Origin of the sequence: Agromyces sp. G08B096 (assembly GCF_040267705.1) — a bacterium.
GTDB lineage: Bacteria > Actinomycetota > Actinomycetes > Actinomycetales > Microbacteriaceae > Agromyces.
The window spans coordinates 1,696,424-1,715,101 of sequence record NZ_CP158374.1 but is presented as its reverse complement, the minus strand read 5'-3'; the positions used below and the strand labels follow the sequence as shown (position 1 = coordinate 1,715,101).

Annotated in this window: 20 protein-coding genes and 1 tRNA gene; 11 read left to right on the top strand and 10 right to left on the bottom strand. The window is 73.1% G+C overall.

What is annotated here, in order from left to right; genetic code table 11:
* Positions 1 to 76 precede the first annotated feature (76 nt).
* From ABIQ69_RS08300 to ABIQ69_RS08290, 3 genes are read left to right on the top strand one after another with little or no spacing between them, the layout of a single operon-like run.
* Positions 77 to 484, top strand: a complete 408-nt coding sequence (locus ABIQ69_RS08300) for a DUF3099 domain-containing protein (protein WP_350349887.1) — start codon at positions 77 to 79, stop codon at positions 482 to 484.
* The gene (locus ABIQ69_RS08295) at positions 481 to 705 is read left to right on the top strand and encodes a hypothetical protein (protein ID WP_350349886.1); all 225 of its coding nucleotides are present in this window, start codon (positions 481 to 483) and stop codon (positions 703 to 705) included. Before ABIQ69_RS08300 ends, ABIQ69_RS08295 begins: the two co-directional genes overlap by 4 nt.
* Positions 702 to 1,553 carry an SURF1 family protein gene (locus tag ABIQ69_RS08290; RefSeq protein ID WP_350349885.1) on the top strand — a complete coding sequence of 284 codons (852 nt, stop codon included), beginning with the start codon at positions 702 to 704 and terminating at the stop codon, positions 1,551 to 1,553. The genes ABIQ69_RS08295 and ABIQ69_RS08290 overlap by 4 nt, the downstream gene beginning before the upstream one ends.
* Before the next feature lie 54 nt (positions 1,554 to 1,607).
* Here ABIQ69_RS08290 and ABIQ69_RS08285 read toward each other — a convergent pair whose 3' ends face one another.
* Positions 1,608 to 3,206, bottom strand: coding sequence for an ABC-F family ATP-binding cassette domain-containing protein (locus tag ABIQ69_RS08285; RefSeq protein ID WP_350349884.1), 1,599 nt, complete (start codon positions 3,204 to 3,206; stop codon positions 1,608 to 1,610).
* Positions 3,207 to 3,367: 161 nt separating this feature from the next.
* On the opposite strand from ABIQ69_RS08285, the gene ABIQ69_RS08280 reads away from it, so the two are divergent.
* Positions 3,368 to 4,474 carry a winged helix DNA-binding domain-containing protein gene (locus ABIQ69_RS08280; RefSeq protein WP_350349883.1) on the top strand — a complete coding sequence of 369 codons (1,107 nt, stop codon included), beginning with the start codon at positions 3,368 to 3,370 and terminating at the stop codon, positions 4,472 to 4,474.
* Positions 4,475 to 4,539: 65 nt separating this feature from the next.
* Here ABIQ69_RS08280 and ABIQ69_RS08275 read toward each other — a convergent pair whose 3' ends face one another.
* Both ABIQ69_RS08275 and ABIQ69_RS08270 read right to left on the bottom strand, forming a co-directional pair.
* Positions 4,540 to 5,103 carry a YceI family protein gene (locus ABIQ69_RS08275; protein WP_350349882.1) on the bottom strand — a complete coding sequence of 188 codons (564 nt, stop codon included), beginning with the start codon at positions 5,101 to 5,103 and terminating at the stop codon, positions 4,540 to 4,542.
* 166 nt (positions 5,104 to 5,269) lie between these two features.
* Positions 5,270 to 6,442 (bottom strand): glycoside hydrolase family 3 N-terminal domain-containing protein, encoded by a 1,173-nt coding sequence (locus tag ABIQ69_RS08270; protein ID WP_350349881.1) that lies wholly within the window; start codon positions 6,440 to 6,442, stop codon positions 5,270 to 5,272.
* An 82-nt stretch (positions 6,443 to 6,524) separates the two neighbouring features.
* Between ABIQ69_RS08270 and ABIQ69_RS08265 the strand changes: the two genes are divergently transcribed.
* The 6 genes from ABIQ69_RS08265 (at position 6,525) to ABIQ69_RS08240 (ending at position 12,879) form a co-directional block, all read left to right on the top strand.
* Positions 6,525 to 7,751 (top strand): hypothetical protein, encoded by a 1,227-nt coding sequence (locus ABIQ69_RS08265; protein ID WP_350349880.1) that lies wholly within the window; start codon positions 6,525 to 6,527, stop codon positions 7,749 to 7,751.
* A 35-nt stretch (positions 7,752 to 7,786) separates the two neighbouring features.
* Positions 7,787 to 8,617 carry an oxygenase MpaB family protein gene (locus ABIQ69_RS08260; protein WP_350349879.1) on the top strand — a complete coding sequence of 277 codons (831 nt, stop codon included), beginning with the start codon at positions 7,787 to 7,789 and terminating at the stop codon, positions 8,615 to 8,617.
* Positions 8,618 to 8,654: 37 nt separating this feature from the next.
* Positions 8,655 to 9,146: an Lrp/AsnC family transcriptional regulator gene (locus ABIQ69_RS08255; RefSeq protein WP_350349878.1), complete on the top strand. Its 492-nt coding sequence runs from the start codon at positions 8,655 to 8,657 to the stop codon at positions 9,144 to 9,146.
* Positions 9,147 to 9,254: 108 nt separating this feature from the next.
* A complete protein-coding gene (gene pdhA, locus ABIQ69_RS08250) occupies positions 9,255 to 10,364 on the top strand; it encodes a pyruvate dehydrogenase (acetyl-transferring) E1 component subunit alpha (RefSeq protein WP_350349877.1) in 1,110 nt (369 codons plus the stop codon).
* Positions 10,361 to 11,428, top strand: a complete 1,068-nt coding sequence (locus ABIQ69_RS08245; RefSeq protein WP_350349876.1) for an alpha-ketoacid dehydrogenase subunit beta — start codon at positions 10,361 to 10,363, stop codon at positions 11,426 to 11,428. Before pdhA ends, ABIQ69_RS08245 begins: the two co-directional genes overlap by 4 nt.
* Positions 11,425 to 12,879, top strand: coding sequence for a dihydrolipoamide acetyltransferase family protein (locus ABIQ69_RS08240; protein WP_350349875.1), 1,455 nt, complete (start codon positions 11,425 to 11,427; stop codon positions 12,877 to 12,879). Before ABIQ69_RS08245 ends, ABIQ69_RS08240 begins: the two co-directional genes overlap by 4 nt.
* A 36-nt stretch (positions 12,880 to 12,915) precedes the next feature.
* Here ABIQ69_RS08240 and ABIQ69_RS08235 read toward each other — a convergent pair whose 3' ends face one another.
* Entirely contained in the window at positions 12,916 to 13,443 is a 528-nt protein-coding gene (locus ABIQ69_RS08235) for a hypothetical protein (RefSeq protein ID WP_350349874.1), read from the bottom strand.
* 245 nt (positions 13,444 to 13,688) lie between these two features.
* Here ABIQ69_RS08235 and ABIQ69_RS08230 point away from each other — a divergent pair, with 245 nt between their 5' ends.
* The gene (locus tag ABIQ69_RS08230; protein ID WP_350349873.1) at positions 13,689 to 14,474 is read left to right on the top strand and encodes a metal-dependent hydrolase; all 786 of its coding nucleotides are present in this window, start codon (positions 13,689 to 13,691) and stop codon (positions 14,472 to 14,474) included.
* A gap of 95 nt (positions 14,475 to 14,569) precedes the next feature.
* On the opposite strand, the gene ABIQ69_RS08225 is transcribed toward ABIQ69_RS08230, so the two are convergent.
* The 6 genes from ABIQ69_RS08225 to ABIQ69_RS08200 form a co-directional block, all read right to left on the bottom strand.
* Positions 14,570 to 14,642, bottom strand: a tRNA-Ala gene (locus tag ABIQ69_RS08225).
* A 75-nt stretch (positions 14,643 to 14,717) separates the two neighbouring features.
* Complete coding sequence (rsfS, locus tag ABIQ69_RS08220) at positions 14,718 to 15,107, bottom strand: ribosome silencing factor (RefSeq protein ID WP_350349872.1); 390 nt, start codon at positions 15,105 to 15,107, stop codon at positions 14,718 to 14,720.
* An 82-nt stretch (positions 15,108 to 15,189) separates the two neighbouring features.
* Positions 15,190 to 16,518, bottom strand: a complete 1,329-nt coding sequence (locus ABIQ69_RS08215) for a hypothetical protein (RefSeq protein WP_350349871.1) — start codon at positions 16,516 to 16,518, stop codon at positions 15,190 to 15,192.
* Complete coding sequence (gene nadD, locus ABIQ69_RS08210) at positions 16,515 to 17,114, bottom strand: nicotinate-nucleotide adenylyltransferase (protein WP_350349870.1); 600 nt, start codon at positions 17,112 to 17,114, stop codon at positions 16,515 to 16,517. The genes ABIQ69_RS08215 and nadD overlap by 4 nt, the downstream gene beginning before the upstream one ends.
* 13 nt (positions 17,115 to 17,127) lie before the next feature.
* Complete coding sequence (locus tag ABIQ69_RS08205) at positions 17,128 to 17,340, bottom strand: hypothetical protein (protein WP_350349869.1); 213 nt, start codon at positions 17,338 to 17,340, stop codon at positions 17,128 to 17,130.
* Between the two features lie 67 nt (positions 17,341 to 17,407).
* Positions 17,408 to 18,673 (bottom strand): glutamate-5-semialdehyde dehydrogenase, encoded by a 1,266-nt coding sequence (locus ABIQ69_RS08200; protein ID WP_350349868.1) that lies wholly within the window; start codon positions 18,671 to 18,673, stop codon positions 17,408 to 17,410.
* Positions 18,674 to 18,678 lie beyond the last annotated feature (5 nt).

Below are 18,678 nucleotides of genomic sequence, written 5' to 3'. Positions count from 1 at the left end.
GCCCGAAGCGGCCTCCGCGGGGCGCAGACGGACGTAGGCTGGAAGGCGAGGAGCGCCGATCCCACCGGCGGCGACGATGAACCAGCACACCATCACCACGCTTCCGCCCTCCCCCGACGCGGAGCGCCGGTCGCGCATGATCAAGTACACGATCGCGATGTCGATCCGCGTGCTGTGCATCTTCCTCATGCTGTTCGCGCAGGGCTGGTGGCTCGTGGTCTTCGCGGCCGGCGCCATCTTCCTCCCGTACGTCGCGGTCGTCCTCGCCAACGTCGGCGGCGGGCGCGGCGGGGCCGTCGAGCGACCGGGCGGCCTCGTGCCCCTGCAGACCGGCCGGGCCGCGCCGGCGGAGGAGCCGGTCGGCCACTCGGGCGCCGATCGGGGTGACCGGGGCCCAGCGGCGCCGACCGCCGGTGAGCCGGATGCCGGCGAGCCGACCTCCGGCGATCGCCCGACGTCCGGCGACGACGAGGACCGCGCATGATCGGGCTGCCCGGGGCCGAGCCGACGGCCGGCACGTGCTCGCGCGCGGGCTGCGGTCAGGGCGCGGGCTGGCGCATCGATTGGCGCAACCCCAAGATCCACGACGAGACCCGGACCAAGACCTGGCTCGCTTGCGACGAGCACGTCGGGTTCCTCCGCGACTTCCTCGAGGCTCGCTCGTTCCCCGTCGCGGTCGCCCCGTTCGACGAGGCGGGCGCATGAGCCGCTGGTCGTTCCTGCGATCGCCGCGGTGGGCCGGATACCTCGCCCTCGTCATCGTCTTCGCGATCGCGTGCTGCGCGCTCGGCACCTGGCAGCTGAACCGCCGGGCCGAAGCGCTCACCGAGGTCGCCCGGATCGACGCGAACTACGACGCGGACGCCGTGCCGGTCGCCGAGGCGCTGCCCGACCCCGGCGGGTTCGACGCCGACCAGCGCTGGCAGGTCGTCTCGCTGTCAGGACGGTACCTGCCCGACGAGGAGGTCGTGGTCCGCAACCGGCCGTTCGGCGGCGCCTCGGGATTCGAGGTGGTGACTCCGTTCCGCCTCGACGACGGGACGGTCTTCTTCGTCGATCGCGGGTGGATCCCGCAGGCCTCCGACGGCCGGCCGAGCGAATACGCCCCCGCGCCCGCGGGCCCGGTCGAGATCGAGGCCCGGCTGAAGGCCGGCGAAGGCACGATCTCGGGGCGCACCGCCTCGGGCGACGAGCTCGCGACCATCGATCTCGACGAGCTCGCCGACCGCGTCGGCGGCCCGAGCTACACCGGGGCGTACGGCCTCCTCGTCCAGCAGGGCGCCGACGCCGATGAGCCGCCGATGGCCGCCGCGCGCCCGATCCGCGACGAGGGACCGCACCTCTCCTACGCGCTGCAGTGGTTCGTGTTCGCACTGCTCGGGTTCATCGGCCTCGGCTGGGCGGCCAACCAGGAGCGCAAGGCCCTCGCCGAGGCATCCGGAGTCGATGCGCCCCGCGATCGCGCGCCGAGACCCAAGCGGGTCCCTCGGGAACGCAGCGACGCCGACGTCGAGGACCAGATCCTCGACGAGCAGGCGCTCGACCGGCGCTGAGCCCGGCGGACCCGGCGACGTCGGCGGTCGCCATGGCATCGATCGGACGACGACTTAGGCCAGTTCGATGAGCTCCTGGTACTCGGCGCTCCAGTGGTCTTCGACGCCGTCGGGCATGATCAGCACGCGCTCCGGATTCAGGGCTTCGACCGCGCCGGGGTCGTGCGAGACGAGCACCACTGATCCCTCGTAGTGGGCGAGCGCGTCGAGGATCTCGGCGCGGCTCGCCGGGTCGAGGTTGTTGGTGGGCTCGTCGAGCAGCAGCACGTTCGCCCCGGAGACCACGATCATCGCGAGCGCGAGCCGCGTCTTCTCGCCGCCGGAGAGCACGCCGGCCGGCTTGCGGACGTCATCGCCGGTGAAGAGGAACGAGCCGAGCACCTTGCGCGCCTCGGTCTCCGTGAGGTTCGGGGACGCGCTGACCATGTTCTCCAGCACCGAGCGCTGCACGTCGAGGGTCTCGTGCTCCTGCGCGTAGTACCCGACCCGCAGCCCGTGCCCGGCCTCGACGACCCCGGTATCAGGCTGGTCGACTCCCGCGAGGATCCGCAGCAGCGTGGTCTTGCCGGCGCCGTTCAGGCCGATGATCACGACCTTCGACCCGCGGTCGATCGCGAGGTCGACGGCCGTGAAGATCTCCAGCGAGCCGTAGCTCTTCGAGAGGTCGGTGGCGGTGATGGGCGTGCGGCCGCAGGGCGCGGGGGTCGGGAAGCGCAGCTTCGCGACGCGGTCGACGGCGCGGACCTCCTCGAGTCCGGCGAGCAGCTTCTCGGCGCGCGCGACCATCTGGTGCGCCGCGGCCGCCTTGGAGGCCTTCGCGCCGAACTTCGCCGCCTGCAGCTGCAGGGCGCCGGCCTTCTTCTCGGCGTTCGCCCGCTCCTTCTTCCGCCGCTCCTCGTCGGCCGCGCGCTGGCGCAGGTAGTGCTTCCAGCCCATGTTGTAGATGTCGATGACCGACCGGTTGGCGTCGAGGTAGAACACCCGGTTGACCACCTCGCCCACGAGTTCGACGTCGTGGCTGATCACGATGACGCCGCCCCGGTACGCCTTCAGGAACTCGCGGAGCCAGACGACCGAGTCGGCGTCGAGGTGGTTGGTCGGCTCGTCGAGGATCATCGTCTCGGCGTCGGAGAAGAGGATGCGCGCGAGCTCGATGCGACGCCGCTGCCCGCCGGAGAGTGTCTTCAGCGGCTGGTCGAGGATACGGTCGGGCAGGTTCAGGTTCGAGGCGATCGAGGCGGCCTCGGCTTCGGCGGCGTACCCGCCGAGCGCGGTGAACCGGTCGGTGAGCGTGCCGTAGCGCTTCATCGCCTTCTCGGCGACCGCCGGGTCGGTCGACCCCATCTGCTCGGATGCCTCGCGCATGCCGAGCACGAGGGAGCCGAGTCCGCGGGCGTCGAGGATGCGCGTGCGCGCGAGCATCTCGGGGTCGCCCGACCGGGGATCCTGCGGGAGATAGCCGATCTCGCCCGAGCGGTCGATGCGGCCGCCGGTCGGCAGCGTCTCGCCCGCGAGCGTCTTGGTCAGCGTCGTCTTGCCCGCGCCGTTCCGGCCGACGAGTCCGATCTTGTCGCCCGCGGAGACGCGGAAGTCCACCTGCTCCATGAGCAGGCGGGCGCCCACGCGGATCTCGAGATCGTGGACGGCGAGCACGGTGGTCCTCCGGGATGGTGGGGTGCGGGTGGGTGCCGAGCGGCACAGCCTCCCAGTCTATCCGCCCCGACGAGCGGCCGCGCCGACCGCGGCTCCGCCGCCGTCCGCGGTTCCGCCGTCAGCGTGGGCGTCATGTCGGCGCGCTCCGGGATACTGGCCCCATGGCCGACCGTCGCTCCCCCGCCCGTCTGCGCGCCGCGCGCCTCGCCGCCCACGGCCTGGCGGGCGCGGGCCTGCCGAGCATCACCGCCGCCGTCGAGCGGCTCGGCGCCGTGCAGGCGCAAGACCTGGGCGCGGCGAAGTGGGTCGTGGGCGCTCGGGTGCCCGGGTCGGTCGAGGCGGACGTCGATGCGGCGATCGAGCAGCGCGAGATCGTGCGCTCCTGGCCGTTCCGGGGCACGCTGCACCTCATGCCCGCGGCGCTGCTGCGTCCGGTGCTCGCCCTGACGGCCGCCCGGCAGATCCAGCGCGATGCGACCAGGCGTCGGGAGCTCGGGCTCGATGACGAGACGGGGCGCTCGGCGCGCGCCATCGCCGAACGAAAGCTCAGCGGCGGCCCGCGTTCGCGGGAGGAGCTGCAGGCGGCGTGGGAGGCGGCCGGCATCGCGACGGCCGGCCAGCGGGGCTACCACCTGCTGTGGTGGCTCGCCCTCGACGGCGTCGTCTGCCTCGGCCCGGTCGACGGCCGGCAGCAGCGGTTCGTGCTCCTCGACGAGTGGCTGCCCGGCCCCCGCGAGGTCGCCGATCGAGACGCGATCCTCGCGGAGCTCGTCACGAGGTACTTCCGCGGGCACGGCCCGGCGACCGAGAAGGATGCCGCGTGGTGGACCGGCCTCCCCCTGGGCGACATCCGCGCGGGCATCGCCGCCGCCGGCGATGCGCTCACCGCCTACGACGAGATCCGCACGGTGGCGGCGGACTCGGGGTGGCCGGCCGATCCGGCGAGCACCGCGCCGCGCGCGACGGGGCGGCTGGCCCTCGGCGGCTTCGACGAGTACTTCCTCGGCTACGCCGACCGCTCGGTGGTCTGCCCGCCCGAGCATGCCGGCCGCGTGGTCCCCGGCGGCAACGGCATATTCCGGGCGATCCTCGTCGACGCCGGTCGCGTCGTCGGGGTCTGGCAGCGGAAGGACGCCGCGCGAGGCGCGACCGTCACGGTCGAGCCGTTCGATGACGCGGCTGATCCCGCGGCCTTCCGCGGGGCGCTCGAACGCTGGGCGCGCTTCCGGGGCGTGCCCCTGCACGATGTCGTCTTGGCAGCGGGCTGAGGCCGCCAGACGGCACGACGGCGGGCGGCCGACTCGGCCGCCCGCCGTCGCGGGGTGAGACGTGCTTACTGCTGCAGCGCAGCCTGCAGCTCGAGAGTGATGGTGACCTGGTCGCCGAGGAGCACGCCGCCGGTCTCGAGCGCGGCGTTGTAGGTGAGGCCGAAGTCCTCGCGGTTGATGACGGCCTTGGCAGTCGCGCCGCCCTTGTAGTTGCCGTACGGGTCGCCGCCGAAGCCGCCGAACTCGAAGTCGAACGTGACGGGCTTGGTGATGCCGCGGATCGTGAGGTCGCCGTCCACCTTGAAGTCGCCGCCCTCGACGCGGACGCCGGTCGAGACGAAGTCGATCGTCGGGTACGTCTCGGCCTCGAAGAAGTCACCCGTGCGCAGGTGCGCGTCGCGGTTGGGCTCATTCGTGTTGATCGACGCGACCTCGGCCGAGGCCGTCACGGTCGAGTCGAGCGGGTTCTCGGCGGTCGTGAACGTGGCGGTGAACCGCTCGAACTTGCCCTTCACCTTGCTGATCATGAGGTGCCGGATCTGGAAGCCGACCTCGCTGTGCGCGGTGTCGATGGTCCAGGTGCCGACACGGTAGCCGGGGATCTCGATGGTCGAGGCGGTCGTGGTCATGCTGCGTCTCTCCAGTGGTTCTCGTGGTCAATCGGAGCGGCCGTTCCGGCCACAACGGATGCAAACGCATGCTCTCGCGCACGGTATTCCCGATTCGCGAAATCCGATCTCGGTCGATCGTGCCAAGCCAGCGAGGTGATGACCCGGAGGACCCGGACGACGCGGATCAGCCCACGGCGAGGCGGCGCGCGGTCAGTACGCGCCCGGCTGCCTCATCCAGCCGCGCCTCGGGGATGCGGCCGGCGCGGACGGCCTCCGCGATCGACGCCGAGAGGCCGGCCACGGAGACCCCGACCGTCGACGGATCCGCCGGGAGCACGTAGAGCAGCAGGTCCGTCCCGGCGGCGACCGCCCGGATCGCGTTCTCCGCCGGATCGGCGTACTCGGGCAGCCCGTTGTGCTGGAGCATCAGCATGTCGTCGGACACCACCACGCCGTCGAACCCGAGCTCTTCCCGCAGGATCCGGTGCCACGTCGGCGACAGCGACGCAGGCGCGGGGTCCACGGCGGAGTAGACGAGATGGCCGGTCATGACGAACTCCGCGCCCGCGTCGATGCCCGCGGCGAACGGCACGGCAGGTCCCGCACGCCACTCGTCGAGGGTGAGCGGCGCGGCCGGCACCGACGAATGCGAGTCGCCCGGGGCGGCGCCGTGTCCTGGGAAGTGCTTGAGGGTCGAGGACGCGCGGCCCTGCTCCCCCGTGACCGCGGCGCGGACGCGCTCCGCCGCCGAAGCGGGATCGCCGCCCAGCACCCGATCGCTGATGAACGACGCAGGGTCGGCGGTGACGTCGGCGACGATCCCGAAGTTGACGTCGATGCCTGCCTGCGCGAGCAGGTCGCCCCGACGCGCGAACGCGGCCTCCGCCGCAGCGGGCGGCTGCGATCGCAGGTCCCCGGCGGCCGCGGCGTCGTCCCACGGCAGCCGCTGCACGTCACCGCCCTCCTCGTCGACGGCGATGAGCAGGCGCGCCTCCGGGTCGACCTGGACGGCGGCGGTGAGCGCGGCCAGCTCGGCGGGGGTCCCGGGGACGTTGTCGCCCATGAGGATGAGTCCGGCGATGCCTTGACCGGCGAGGGAACGCAGGACCGCGGCATCCGTGCCAGGGGCATGCAGCATCAGCAGCGACGCGGCCTTCTGCTCGAGCGACATGCCCGCGAGTCGCTCGTTCGTCCGCGCCTCGACCGGATCCGTCGTCGGGGCGGGCGAGACCCGCGGCACCGCAGTGGATGCCTCTGGGCTCGGCACTGCCGTCGGGCCGGACGGGTCCGGCGCACAGCCGGCGATCCCGAGGAGGCCCGCGAGGATCGCGACGCCGAGGATCCGCTGCGCACGCACGGGGGTCGAGTGTACGCTGCGTGTCCGCACGCTCGCCGAGCGGTCCCTGGGTAGACTCGCCGCGCCCGCGGAGGGGGTGCGCATGCTCGTTCGTCAGCGGTCCGCCGCCGGAGCCGGCGCGCTCGCCGCCGGACTGCTGCTCGCGACCGGCCTCACCGCCGCGCCGTCCGCCGGAGCCGTCGCGCGCGGCGGACCGGGGCTCGCCGCCTGGGCATCCGTCTCGACGTCGTGGGCGTTCGCGGACGACGTGCCGACCTGGGAGGAGGTCGAGGCGGCCAAGGCGGACGTCACCGCGCGCACCGCCGAGGCGAGCCGGATCGACGGGATGATCCGGACCCTCGAGGCCGAGACGGGTCGGCTGGGCGACGCGGCCGTCGAGGCCGCCGCCGCCTCCGAGGCCGCGGAGGCGGCACGAGCCGCAGCCGACGATCGGGCCGCGCAATTGCGCGCCGCCTCGACGACCGCCGCCGCCCAGGCCGACGAGTCGGCGCGCCGCTTCGGCCGCACCGCGGCCACGCTCGCGCGAACCGGCGGCGCCGATCCCACGCTGCAGCTGATGCTGGGATCGGGCGCCGGCTCGGAGACGGCGGCTGAAGACCTGCTCGCGGGCCTCGCCCGTGCGTCCCGACTCGCCGATCTCTACGCCGGTACCGCCCAGCGCGCGCAGGTCGAACGTTCCGAGGCCGAATCGCTGCGGAAACAGGCCGACGTCGCCGCCGCGGAGCGCGACCGTCTCGCCGAGGAGGCAGCCGACCGTGCCTCGGCGGCTGCCGAGGCCCACGCCGAGGCAGAAGCCGCGCTCGCCGCACAGCGGCAGACCCTCGACACCCTCTATTCGCAGCTCGCGAGCCTCCGCGACCGGTCGGTCGACCTCGAGCGCCGGTACCAGATCGCCGAGCAGGCCAGGCAGGAGGCGGCCGCGCGCGAAGCCGCCGCACGGGAGGCCGAGGCTGCCGCGGGCGGCGGCCTCGGGACGGCGCCGCCGCCGCCCGGCGTCGTGGTCGACCCCGCGTCCGCGAAGGCGTACGCTCGCGGCGCGGTGGCCAGGTACGGCTGGGGCGACGGCGAGTACCAGTGCCTGGTGCGGTTGTGGACCCGTGAGTCAAGCTGGCGGGCCGACGCCTACAACCCGTCGAGCGGTGCCTACGGCATCCCGCAGTCGCTGCCCGGCAGCAAGATGGCCGCGGCCGGCGCCGACTGGCGGACGAACGCGGCGACGCAGATCGAATGGGGCCTGTCGTACATCGCCGGCCGGTACGGCGCACCGTGCGGCGCGTGGGCGCACTCCGAGCGCGTCAACTGGTATTGAGCGTCCTTCCGGCGCGGGACGATACAACGGTGCACATGGATGCCGCCGAGCTCGAGATCTTCCGTCGCCACGCCGGCGACGCCACGCTGCTCGCGGGCGGCGCGGCCGCAATCCTCCTGCAGCTCGCCGACCCGCGCGTCGCACGCGGTGTCGCGAGGCACAGCGCCTTCCGTGACGACCCGCTCGCGAGGCTCCGCGGCACCCTCGACTACGTCTATGCCGTCGGCTTCGGCGACGAGGACCTCGCCCGCGCCGCCGCCCGGGAGGTGAACGCCCGGCACCGCCCGGTGCGCGGGCGGCTCGAGGCATCCGGCGGCCGGTACAGCGCGTTCGACCGGGATGCGCAGCGCTACGTCGCGTCGACCCTCCTCGCCGTCGGACTCGCGCTCGAGGAACGACTCACCGGTCCACTCCCGCGTGAGACGGCGGATGTGCTCGTCCGCGGTTACGGGCCGATCGCCGCCAACCTGCAGGGCTCGCCGGCCGGGTGGCCAGACACGCGGGCGGAGTTCGACGCGTGGTGGGCGGAGCGGCTGCCCCGGCTCGAGGTCGGACGCGACGCCCGCGAGGTCGCGCGCGCCCTCCTCGATACGCCGCCGCTGCCCATCTGGATGCGGGCCGGCCTGCCGCCGCTGCGGCTCGTGACCGCGGCGCTGCTGCCCGAGCCGGTGCGGGCGGGATACGGCTTCCGTCTGAGCCGGCGCGCCGAACGCGCCGCGGAGGGCTGGTACACCGCGCTCCGCGCCGCGCGCGTCGCGCTCCCCCGCTCCGTGCGCCACGCGCCGATGCGGCAGGCGCTCCGGCGCGTGGCGCGCCGGAATCGCGACGCGGCCGCCGAGGGCTCGGCGAGCTGGATCCGCGCATGACTCGACGGAGCCGCTACCCTGAGAGCAGGATTCGATGATGACCGAACATGCGCACCGGGGGGAGCCGCTCGACCCCATCGATCGACGGATCGTCGCTGAGCTGAGCCGCGACGGGCGTCTTTCGGTGCGCACACTCGCCGAGCGGGTGCACATCTCCCGCACGGCCGCGCACAACCGGCTCCTGCACCTCCAGCAGCGAGGGGTCATCACGGGCTTCGGCGCGCAGATCGACCGGAAGGCGATCGGGCTCAGCATCTCGGCACTCGTCGTCGTCCGCATCGGCGACGTGCCGTGGGAGGACATCGCCCGGAAGCTCGCGACGCTGCCGTTCGTGGAGAAGGTCCAGGCGGTGTCGGGCGACATCGACATCATCCTCACCGTGAGCGCCCCCGACCACGAGCAGCTGAGCCAGGCGATCCTGCGAGACATCCACGATCTGCCGGGCGTCGTCTCGACCCGATCGCACCTGATCCTCGCCGAGATCCCGGGTCGTCCCCCGGCGCAGACCCTGGACATCTGGCGCACCTGAGCCGTTCGCCGCGGGACGTCCGGCTCACCGATGCCGCCCGCGCAGCCGTTCGTTCACGCTTGCGCGACACGACTCCCCCGGGCCGCGCCGGTGTCGCACGATGAAGGCATGAGCCTCAATGTCGAGCATCATGCCGCCCGCACCCTTCCAGCCGAGAAGCCCCTCCGGCTCCTCGACAACGCCGGTCACGCCGCCCCGGCCAGGGAAGCGGGCGGGTTCGCGCTGCCGGCTGCCGACACGCTCCTCGACCTGTACCGCCGCATGGTCGTCGCGCGCCGGTTCGACGTGCAGGTGACCGCGCTCACGAAGCAGGGCCGGCTCGCGACCTACCCCTCCGCGTACGGCCAGGAGGCGTGCGAGATCGGCGCGGTCTCGGCCCTGGAGACCGCCGACTGGCTGTTCCCCACCTACCGCGACAGCATCGCCCTGCTCACGCGGGGCATCGCGCCGGGCGACATCCTGACCTCGTTCCGGGGCGAGTGGCACAACGGGTTCGACCAGCACCGTCACCGCACGTCGGTGCAGGCCACGCCGCTCGCCACGCAAGCGCTGCACGCGGTCGGTCTCGCACACGCCGCCCGGCTCCGCGACGAGCCGATCGTCTCGCTCGCCTTCCTCGGCGACGGCGCCACGAGCGAGGGCGACGCGCACGAGGCGTTCAACTTCGCGGCGGTCTGGCAGACGCCGACCGTGTTCGTGGTGCAGAACAACCAGTTCGCCATCTCCACACCGCTCAGCCGCCAGACGAGGGCCGCCTCCTTCGCCGACAAGGCCGTCGGCTACGGGATGCCGGGGCACCGGGTCGACGGCAACGACGCGGCCGCCGTGTACGCCGTCACCCGCGACGCGGTCGAGCGCGCCCGGTCGGGCGGCGGGCCGACCCTGATCGAGGCGGTCACGTATCGCATCGAGCCGCACACGAACTCCGACGACCCGACCCGCTATCGGGCATCGCGCGACGTCGAGCACTGGAAGCGGCGGGACCCGATCGAGCGCCTCGAGAAGTACCTCGTCTCCGAGGGCGCGCTCGCCGAGGCCGTGCGGGCCGAGATCGCGGATGCCGCGGAGGAGCTCGCCGCGCTCACGCGGGACGCGATGTCGGTCGACGCCGACCTCGACCCCCTGGAGCTCTTCGACCACGTCTACGCGGCCCCGCGCCGGGCGCTGCAGGAGCAGCGGGCGGCCCTCGCCGCCGAGCTTTCGGGGGCGGAACGATGACCACCGCGACGGGATCCTCGTCGACCGACCGCGTCGCGGAACCCGCGTCCGCGGCGGGGGCATCCGTCGCGGATGCCGCGCCGACCGCGCCCATCACCATGGCCGGCGCCCTCAACGCCGCACTCCGCGACGCCATGGCCGCCGACGACCGCGTCGTCGTCTACGGCGAGGACGTCGGCCCCCTCGGCGGAGTGTTCCGGGTCACCGACGGGCTGCAGGCGAGCTTCGGGGACGAACGCGTCTGGGACTCGCCCCTCGCCGAGTCCGGCATCGTCGGCACGGCGGTCGGCATGGCCATGTACGGCATGCGCCCGGTGGTCGAGATGCAGTTCGACGCGTTCGCATACCCCGCGTTCCAGCAGGTCGTCTCGCACGTGGCGAAGATGCGCAACCGCACGAAGGGGCGAGTGAGCCTCCCGATGGTCATCCGCATCCCATGCGCCGGCGCGATCGGCGGCGTGGAGCACCACTCCGACTCATCGGAGGCGTACTGGACCGCCACGCCCGGCCTCACCGTCGTCATGCCGTCGAACCCGGCCGACGCGTACTCCATGCTCAGGGAGGCGATCGAGAGCGACGACCCCGTCGTCTTCATGGAGCCGAAGAGCCGCTACTGGGCGAAGGCTGAGTTGCAGCTGCCCGTGCGGACGGCCCCCATGGATCGCGCGCAGGTCGTGCGCGAGGGCACGGATGTCACGCTCATCGCGTACGGACCGACCGTCCGCACCGCCCTGGAAGCCGCGGACGCGGGCGTAGAGGAAGGGCTCTCCGTCGAGGTCGTCGACCTCCGGAGCCTCTCACCGTTCGACGACGAGACCGTCGGCGCCTCCGTTCGGAAAACCTCGCGCGCCGCCGTCATCCACGAGGCGGCCCAGTTCGGCGGCTACGGCGCGGAGGTCGCCGCCCGGGTCACCGAGCGGAACTTCTTCCACCTGGCCGCACCGGTGCTCCGGGTCACGGGCTTCGACACGCCCTACCCCGCTCCGAAGCTCGAGGAGCACTGGCTGCCGACCGCCGACCGGGTGCTCGCGGCGCTCGCAACCTGGGAATGGGATCTCGCATGACGCGCTCGTTCACGATGCCCGATCTCGGCGAGGGGCTCACCGAGGCCGAGATCGTCGGCTGGCTCGTCGCGCCAGGCGACACCGTCACCGTCGACCAGCCCGTCGTCGAGCTCGAGTCGGCGAAGTCCGTCGTGCAGCTCCCCTCGCCCCACGCCGGGGTCGTCGAGCGGCTGGGCGGTGACGTGGGCCAGGTGCTGCACGCCGGCGACGTGCTGCTGACGCTGCGCGAGACCACGGATGCCTCCGTCCCCGGCCCGACCCCAGCCGCTCAGGCGCTAGCCGAGCCTGCTTCCGCCGGACCGGGCTCCGCGGCGCCGGTCGCGGCGGAGCCCGGCATCGCGGTGCCGACCGAGGTCGCCTCGGAGGAATCGGGCGCGGTGCTGATCGGCTACGGAACGCGCGCGTCGGCGCGAGTCTCGAAACCCGTCACCGCGGGGCGCTTCGGCCGGCGCGGCGGCCCGACCGCCGGACGCGAGGGTCAGGGAGACCAGCGGCCCGCCGGCGCATCCGCTGCGGCGACGGCCCTCCTCGAGCCGGGTCGCTGCTCGCCGGTGGTCTCGCCCATCGTGCGCCGTCTCGCTCGATCGCACGGATTCGATGCGGCTCAGCTGCTCGGCACCGGTCCGGAGCACCTCGTCCTGCGGCGCGACGTCGAGCGCGCGATCGCCGAACGTGCCGGTGGGGCGACGGTGACGACGGAGCAAGCGGCCGCCCCGACGTCAGCGGTGCGTCCGTCTGCCCCTTCCGTGCCCTCGGCCACGGCGGATCGCCGCGTCCCGCTCGACCGGCATGCGCGCGCGGCCGCGGCGCAGTTCTCCAGGTCGCGCCGGGAAATCCCCGAGGCGACTGTCTGGCTCGACGTCGACGCGAGCGCGCTCATTGCTGCCCGCCGCGAACTCGAGGGCGCCACCGGAGAGCGCTTCGGGCTGACCGCGCTGGTGGCCCGGATCGCCGTCGCCGGGCTCGCCCGTCACCCCGCCCTGAACGCCAGCTTCGACGCCGAGCGCGAGGAGCTGGTGCTGCACGGGGCGGTGAACCTCGGCGTCGCCACGCAGACGCCGCGGGGCCTGCTCGTGCCCGTCGTGCACGGCGCGGAGCGGCTCTCGCTTCGTGCCCTCCGCGACGGGTTGGCCGAGCGCTCAGCGCAGGCGGGCACCGGGACGTTCCCGCCCGCGGCGCTCACGGGAGGAACGTTCACGCTCAACAACTACGGCGCGCTCGGCGTCGACGGTTCGGCCGCGATCATCAACCACCCCGAAGCCGCGATGCTCGGCATCGGCCGCCTCGTCGAACGACCGTGGGTCGTCGACGGACGCATCGAGCCGCGGACGGTCACCGAGCTGACGCTCTCCTTCGACCACCGGGTCTGCGACGGCGCCGAGGCGGCCGCGTTCCTCACGTTCGTGGCCGGATGCATCGAACGGCCGATCTCGCTGCTCGCCGACCTCTGAGCCGCGACCGCTGGGCGGAAGGGCGACGCCGGACGCCTAGAAGAACTCGTCGGGCGTGCCCGCCGCCCGCTCGACGTCGCGGGTGTCCTGACCGCTGCCGCGGAGCTTCGACACCGCGACCCGAAGGCCCGACTCCATCTGCGCCGCCCACGCGTCGGACTCTCGGGCGCTAGCCTCGGCGTTCCGGGCGCGCGTCTCGGCCGCCTCGGCGGCGTCGCGGGCGTCGCGCACCTGCCGGAGCGCGAGGCTGATGCCGTAGTACGCGGCGACCATCGTCGCGATAGGCGCCGCGATCACGGCGAGGGCACTGATCGCCGCACCCGTCGGGCTGAAGGCGATGAGCAGCGCGAACGCGAGGAAGAGCGCGACGATCGCGGCGAGCACCACGAGCATGAACCGCAGATCGCGGCTCCACTCGGTCTTCTGCGCCGGCGTCCGGCCGGTTCCGGCCTCGCGCTCGGGCGCGGCGACCTCTGGCGCGGTCGGCCGCTCGTCGGCAGCCGACTCGAAGAGGACGGTCGTCTCGTCGGTGGTGGTGGTCGGTCGGACCGGTGCGTCGGACATGAGCCTCCTGCTCCCCCGTAGGCGGACCACCCCATTCTGTGCCGCGTCCGGGGGGTGGTCAAGGAGGCCGGGCGGCGCGGCGGAGGGGCCCGCGCCGGCCGCGCGCGAACGGGTCGCACCCGAGGGCGCGTCCGCTCTCGTGGCGGGCGGACATCGACGTCGTCCGTGGCCGATACGCTCGACGCCGTGCTTCACCCCGCGACCGTCCGTCCCCTCCGCACCGTTCGACCGACGGGAGCCGCCCGATGATGGGCACCAGCCACGCGATCAGCGGCGCGGCCGCGTGGATCGCGATCACGGGTGCCGTCCCGATCCTGTCGAGCGGCGCCGCACCGCTCGACCCCGTCGGGGTGCTCGCCGGCGCCGTCGTCTGCGCCGGCGCCGCCCTCCTCCCCGACGCCGACCACCACCGTGCGACGGTGGCTCAGGCGGTGCCGGTGCTGGGCCGCGTCGCGACCGGGCTCATCGGCACCCTCTCGGGCGGGCATCGCCACGGTGCGCACTCCCCGATCGGGGTGGCGGTCGCGACGCTGCTCGCCTGGCTGCTCAGCCTCGTCATCGTTCCCGTCGGCGGCATCGGCGACATCGCCGTCGGCGCCGCGGCCGGCACGGCGGCGCTCACCTGCTTCGCGGTGAAGGCACGCGACCTCGTCCGTACGTGGCCGGCCGCCTGGCTCGCCGGTGGGGCGCTCGCCCTCGTCATCGTCGTGGTCGTGCCCGAGCAGCTCGCGTGGTTCCCCGGGGCGGTGGCCGTCGGATACGTCGCGCACCTCGCGGGCGACGTCCTCACCACCGGAGGCCTGCCCGGGCTCTGGTGGCCGTGGGTGCCGCGGCCACCGGCCATCCTCGCCGACCTGCCGGTACTCGGCCGCATCTGGCAGGTGAACGGATACGTCGCGCTGCCGATCCTGGGCGACACCGGGTCCTGGCGGGAGAAGGCGTTCGCGGGGCTGCTCGCGCTGTACGTGACGATCGCCGCGGGCTACGAGGTGCTGCGTGCGATGGGCATCGATCCGCTCGCATTGGTCTGAGGCGCCAGCGCGCGGCGCTGCTGGCCGCACGCCCGAAGACCACAACACCCCCAGGAGCCTTGGGCTCACGGGGGTGATGATGGAAGTGAATTGGGTGGATCTGAGGGGACTCGAACCCCTGACCCCCTGCATGCCATGCAGGTGCGCTACCAGCTGCGCCACAGACCCGTGGTGTTTCCCGCTCTCGCGGGCAACGGATTCAGATTACACCAGCGATGGCCTGGAAATGAAATCGAGGTGACCTCACTGCGGCGCCTCGGAATCGGAGGCTGCGAGCATCGGTTCGACGGCGATCACGGGGCAGTCGAGCCAGAGTCGTTCGAGCCCGTAGTACATCCGGTCCTCGCGGTGGAACACGTGCACGACGACATCGCCGAAGTCGAGCAGCACCCAACGGCCGTGCTCGCGTCCCTCGCGCCGGGCCGCTTTCGCACCGGCCTCGAGCAGGCGGTCTTCGACCTCGTCGGCGATCGCGAGCACGTTCCGCTCGCTCATTCCGGTGACGAGCAGGAAGACGTCGGCGAACGGCATCGGTCCCGACACGTCGAGCGCGACCAGGTCTTCGCCGCCCTTCGCGTCGGCCGCGCGTGCGGCGACGGCGGTGAGGTCGAGGGCGTGCGAGGTGGCGGTCATGCGGTCCTTCCGGGACATCCGGTCGTCGAGGCTGGGAATGGATGCCGCGCGCCCGGCGCCGCACCCATCAGGGGCGTGCGCATCAGAACAACCCCAGCACGGCACCGATGACGAGCGTCGCGACGACGCCCAGCGCGAGCACTCCCGCGGTGACGGCGAGCACGAGCGGCGCGTTCATGCCCTCCTTCTTCGGGGGCGTCAGCATGGTACGCGCGGGGCCCTGCGTGCTGATCGCCCGCGTGGCCGCGACGGGTGCCGCGCCGGTGCCGGCTGTGTCCTCGACCTGGTCGAAGAGCCGGTCGACGTCGCTCGAGTCGATGTGGCTCGGGTGCGCACCCGTCGCACCGAAGCTGCGCGGCAGGTCGATCGAGCCGGTCACGATGATCTCGCCGCCGTCAGGCAGCGGCTGGCCGAGCGGACCCTGGTCGGGCAGGTTCGGCAGGATCAGCGCGTTCGTCGTCGTCGGCACGCCATGCGAGACCGCGCCCCCTCGGGAGAGCAGCTGGTCGTAGGGTTCAGGCCGGTCTTCGGGCAAGTCGAGCTGGCTGGTCCAGTGCCCGACCGGCTTCGCGGCTGCCGCGGGCTGGTCGGCGAGCACGGCCTCCGTCGTCTGGTGCGGCGCGGGCGCCCGCACCGGAGCGTGCGGCGCCGCGGTCGGCTGCGGCGCCGGGCGCACCTGCTGGGGCGCCGCAGCGGCGACCGGCGCGGGCTGCGCCGGGCGGGGCGCGCCCGCCTCACCATCTCCGAGATCGTCGTCGGCGTCGCCCTGGTGGGCGTCGATCAAGGCGCGGAGCTCACGCCGCGTGAGCGTGCGCTCGGGTGTCTCCTCGTCGTCCGAGACCGGAGCCGGTCGCGGAGCCTGGGCCTCCTGTCGCGACCACGGCTGCGGCGCGTCGCGAGGGACGAAGGCGGGCTGCTCCTGCGGCTGCGGCGGCATCGGCCGGGGCACGGGCTGCGCGGCGGGCGCAGGCGGCGCCTGCTGCGGCACGACCGGCGGCGGAGCCGCGGTCAGGGACCCGCCGAACGGCGACCCATGCGCAGTCGTCGCAGCACCTGCCGAACGCGGCGAGAACCCGGGCGTTCCCTGCTGCGGCGCCTGCGTCTGCTGCGGAACCTGAGCGGGAGCAGCCTGAGCCTGCTGCGGAACCGGCAGCGGCTGCGCCGCGGGCGACGGACGCCCGACGGGAGCCTGCTGCGGAAGCTGAGCCTGCTGCGGCGCAGGCGGCTGGGGCATCGGGGCCGGAGCACCCGGGTACGCCGGCGGGGCGGACTGCGGCCCGGGAGCCGGGCTCACGGGGAACTTCGGGGCGGAGGCATCCGCGGGCGTCGACTGCTCGGCCTGCTGTTCGCGCAGGCGCTCGCGCTCGCGCAACTCACGACGCGTGAGCGGCGGTTCCTGCGACGACGTCATTCGACACTCCGGTAGAGATGGTGCTTGGAGATGTACTGGACGACCCCATCGGGCACCAAGTACCACACCGGGAAACCCCGGCGCACCCTGCTCCGGCAGTCGGTCGAGGAGATCGCAAGTGCCGGAACCTCCAACAAGCTTACGTGCTGCTCTGGCAAACCCGAAACGTTGAGCACGTGTCCCGGGCGACTCACAGCCACGAAGTGGGCGAGGTCCCAGAGCTCGTGCACATCACGCCAGGACAGGATCTGCGCCACCGCGTCGGCGCCGGTGATGAAGAAGAGCTCCGCGTCGGGCCGTTCGCGTCTGATGTCGTTCAGCGTGTCGATCGTGTAGGTCGGCTTCGACCGGTCGATGTCGACCCGGCTCACCGTGAACCGCGGGTTCGACGCGGTCGCGATCACGGTCATCAGGTACCGGTGCTCGGCGGGCGTCACCACTTCTTTGTACGAGGGGCGCCCGGTGGGGACGAAGATCACCTCGTCGAGCCCGAAGGACTGGGCCACTTCGCTGGCGGCCACGAGGTGGCCGTGATGGATCGGGTCGAACGTCCCGCCCATGACGCCGATCCGTGGCCGGCGATCATCGCCCGTCATCGCGGTCGCCGGCTCAGTGGCCCGCGTGCTCGTCCTCGCCGTGGCGCGCGGCGTACGCCTCCGCCTTGAACCGGTGCCGGTTGGCGACGTCGCGGTACGAGTAGGTGACGAAGCCGAGCACCGCGAAGATGACGGCGGCCACGAGACCGTAGAGGAACGGCTCCATCGGCAGCTCGCGCGCGTTCACCGTCTCAGTCGATGCGAGGACAGCGGTCACCAGGCTCATTCGGCCGTTCCTTTCGGTTCTCGCGCCGGACTCGTGCTCTCGGCGCGCAACGGACAGTCTAGCGAGGTCATGCGCGGACGTGGCCGGCGCCGCGCACGATCCACTTCGTGCTGGTCAGCTCGGGCAGCCCCATCGGCCCCCGCGCGTGCAGCTTCTGCGTCGAGATGCCGACCTCTGCGCCGAAGCCGAATTCGGCGCCGTCGGTGAATCGCGTCGAGGCGTTCACCATCACCGCGGCGGCGTCGACCTCGTTCAGGAAGCGCTCGGCGTTGCCGAGGTCGTTCGTCACGATCGCCTCGGTGTGCTTCGTCGAGTAGCGGCGAATGTGCGCGAGCGCGTCGTCGAGCGAGTCGACGATGCCGACCGACAGATCGAGGCTCATGTGCTCGGTCGCCCAGTCCTCCTCCGTGACCGGCGTCGCCTCGGGCCGGAATGCGCGCACACGCTCGTCGGCGTGGACCGTGACCCCGGATGCCTCGAGCCGGTCGAGCACGGCGGGCAGGAGCCGCTCGGCGGCCGCCCGGTGCACGAGGAGCGTCTCGAGCGCGTTGCAGACGCTGGGCCGCTGCACCTTGGCGTTGTGCACCAGCTCGACCGCCCAGTCTTCACGGGCGCTCTCGTCGAGGAACATGTGCACGACGCCCGCGCCGGTCTCGATGACGGGCACCTTGGCCTCCTCGACGACGGCGCGGATGAGTCCGGCGCTGCCGCGCGGGATGAGCACGTCGACGTAGTCGCGTGCCTGCATGAGATGACGCGCGCCGTCGCGGCCGTAGTCGTCGACGGTCTGGACCGCGTCGGCGGGCAGCCCTGCCGCGTCGTACGCGGAACGGAGCACGTCGACGAGGACCGCGTTCGTCCGCTCGGCGGCGGTGCCGCCGCGGAGGACCACGGCGTTGCCGCTCTTCAGCGCCAGCGCGGCGATGTCGACGGTGACGTTGGGCCGCGCCTCGTAGATCGCGCCCACGACGCCGAGGGGGACGCGCACCTGATCGATCCGGACCCCGCTCGGCAGCGATCGGCCTGAGACGGTCTCGCCGACGGGGTCGTCGAGCGCGACCACGTCGAGCACGGCGGCGGCGAGGGCGTCGATGCGGACCTCGTCGAGTCGCAGCCGGTCGAGCAGGCCGGAGGAGAGCCCCGCTTCGCGTCCGGCGGCGAGGTCGTCGGCGTTCGCGGCGACCACCTCGGCGGCCCGGTCGCGCAGCAGCCGGGCGACGTGGCCGAGCGCGGCATCCTTTTCGGCCGTCGTGGCGACGGCGAGTCGGCGGGAGGCCTCTTTCGCAGCGGCGAGCCGCGCATCGAGGACGTGGGCGAGGTCGGCGTGCACCATGGCTC

What these genes read in the sequence shown, in the direction of transcription:
- ABIQ69_RS08300 (WP_350349887.1), top strand. Translation starts at nt 77, where the DNA reads ATGAACCAGCACACCATCACCACGCTTCCGCCCTCCCCCGACGCGGAG.
- ABIQ69_RS08295 (WP_350349886.1), top strand. Translation starts at nt 481, where the DNA reads ATGATCGGGCTGCCCGGGGCCGAGCCGACGGCCGGCACGTGCTCGCGC.
- ABIQ69_RS08290 (WP_350349885.1), top strand. Translation starts at nt 702, where the DNA reads ATGAGCCGCTGGTCGTTCCTGCGATCGCCGCGGTGGGCCGGATACCTC.
- ABIQ69_RS08280 (WP_350349883.1), top strand. Translation starts at nt 3,368, where the DNA reads ATGGCCGACCGTCGCTCCCCCGCCCGTCTGCGCGCCGCGCGCCTCGCC.
- ABIQ69_RS08275 (WP_350349882.1), bottom strand. Translation starts at nt 5,103, where the DNA reads ATGACCACGACCGCCTCGACCATCGAGATCCCCGGCTACCGTGTCGGC.
- ABIQ69_RS08265 (WP_350349880.1), top strand. Translation starts at nt 6,525, where the DNA reads ATGCTCGTTCGTCAGCGGTCCGCCGCCGGAGCCGGCGCGCTCGCCGCC.
- ABIQ69_RS08260 (WP_350349879.1), top strand. Translation starts at nt 7,787, where the DNA reads ATGGATGCCGCCGAGCTCGAGATCTTCCGTCGCCACGCCGGCGACGCC.
- ABIQ69_RS08255 (WP_350349878.1), top strand. Translation starts at nt 8,655, where the DNA reads ATGACCGAACATGCGCACCGGGGGGAGCCGCTCGACCCCATCGATCGA.
- pdhA (WP_350349877.1), top strand. Translation starts at nt 9,255, where the DNA reads ATGAGCCTCAATGTCGAGCATCATGCCGCCCGCACCCTTCCAGCCGAG.
- ABIQ69_RS08245 (WP_350349876.1), top strand. Translation starts at nt 10,361, where the DNA reads ATGACCACCGCGACGGGATCCTCGTCGACCGACCGCGTCGCGGAACCC.
- ABIQ69_RS08240 (WP_350349875.1), top strand. Translation starts at nt 11,425, where the DNA reads ATGACGCGCTCGTTCACGATGCCCGATCTCGGCGAGGGGCTCACCGAG.
- ABIQ69_RS08235 (WP_350349874.1), bottom strand. Translation starts at nt 13,443, where the DNA reads ATGTCCGACGCACCGGTCCGACCGACCACCACCACCGACGAGACGACC.
- ABIQ69_RS08230 (WP_350349873.1), top strand. Translation starts at nt 13,689, where the DNA reads ATGATGGGCACCAGCCACGCGATCAGCGGCGCGGCCGCGTGGATCGCG.
- rsfS (WP_350349872.1), bottom strand. Translation starts at nt 15,107, where the DNA reads ATGACCGCCACCTCGCACGCCCTCGACCTCACCGCCGTCGCCGCACGC.
- ABIQ69_RS08215 (WP_350349871.1), bottom strand. Translation starts at nt 16,518, where the DNA reads ATGACGTCGTCGCAGGAACCGCCGCTCACGCGTCGTGAGTTGCGCGAG.
- nadD (WP_350349870.1), bottom strand. Translation starts at nt 17,114, where the DNA reads ATGACGGGCGATGATCGCCGGCCACGGATCGGCGTCATGGGCGGGACG.
- ABIQ69_RS08205 (WP_350349869.1), bottom strand. Translation starts at nt 17,340, where the DNA reads ATGAGCCTGGTGACCGCTGTCCTCGCATCGACTGAGACGGTGAACGCG.
- ABIQ69_RS08200 (WP_350349868.1), bottom strand. Translation starts at nt 18,673, where the DNA reads ATGGTGCACGCCGACCTCGCCCACGTCCTCGATGCGCGGCTCGCCGCT.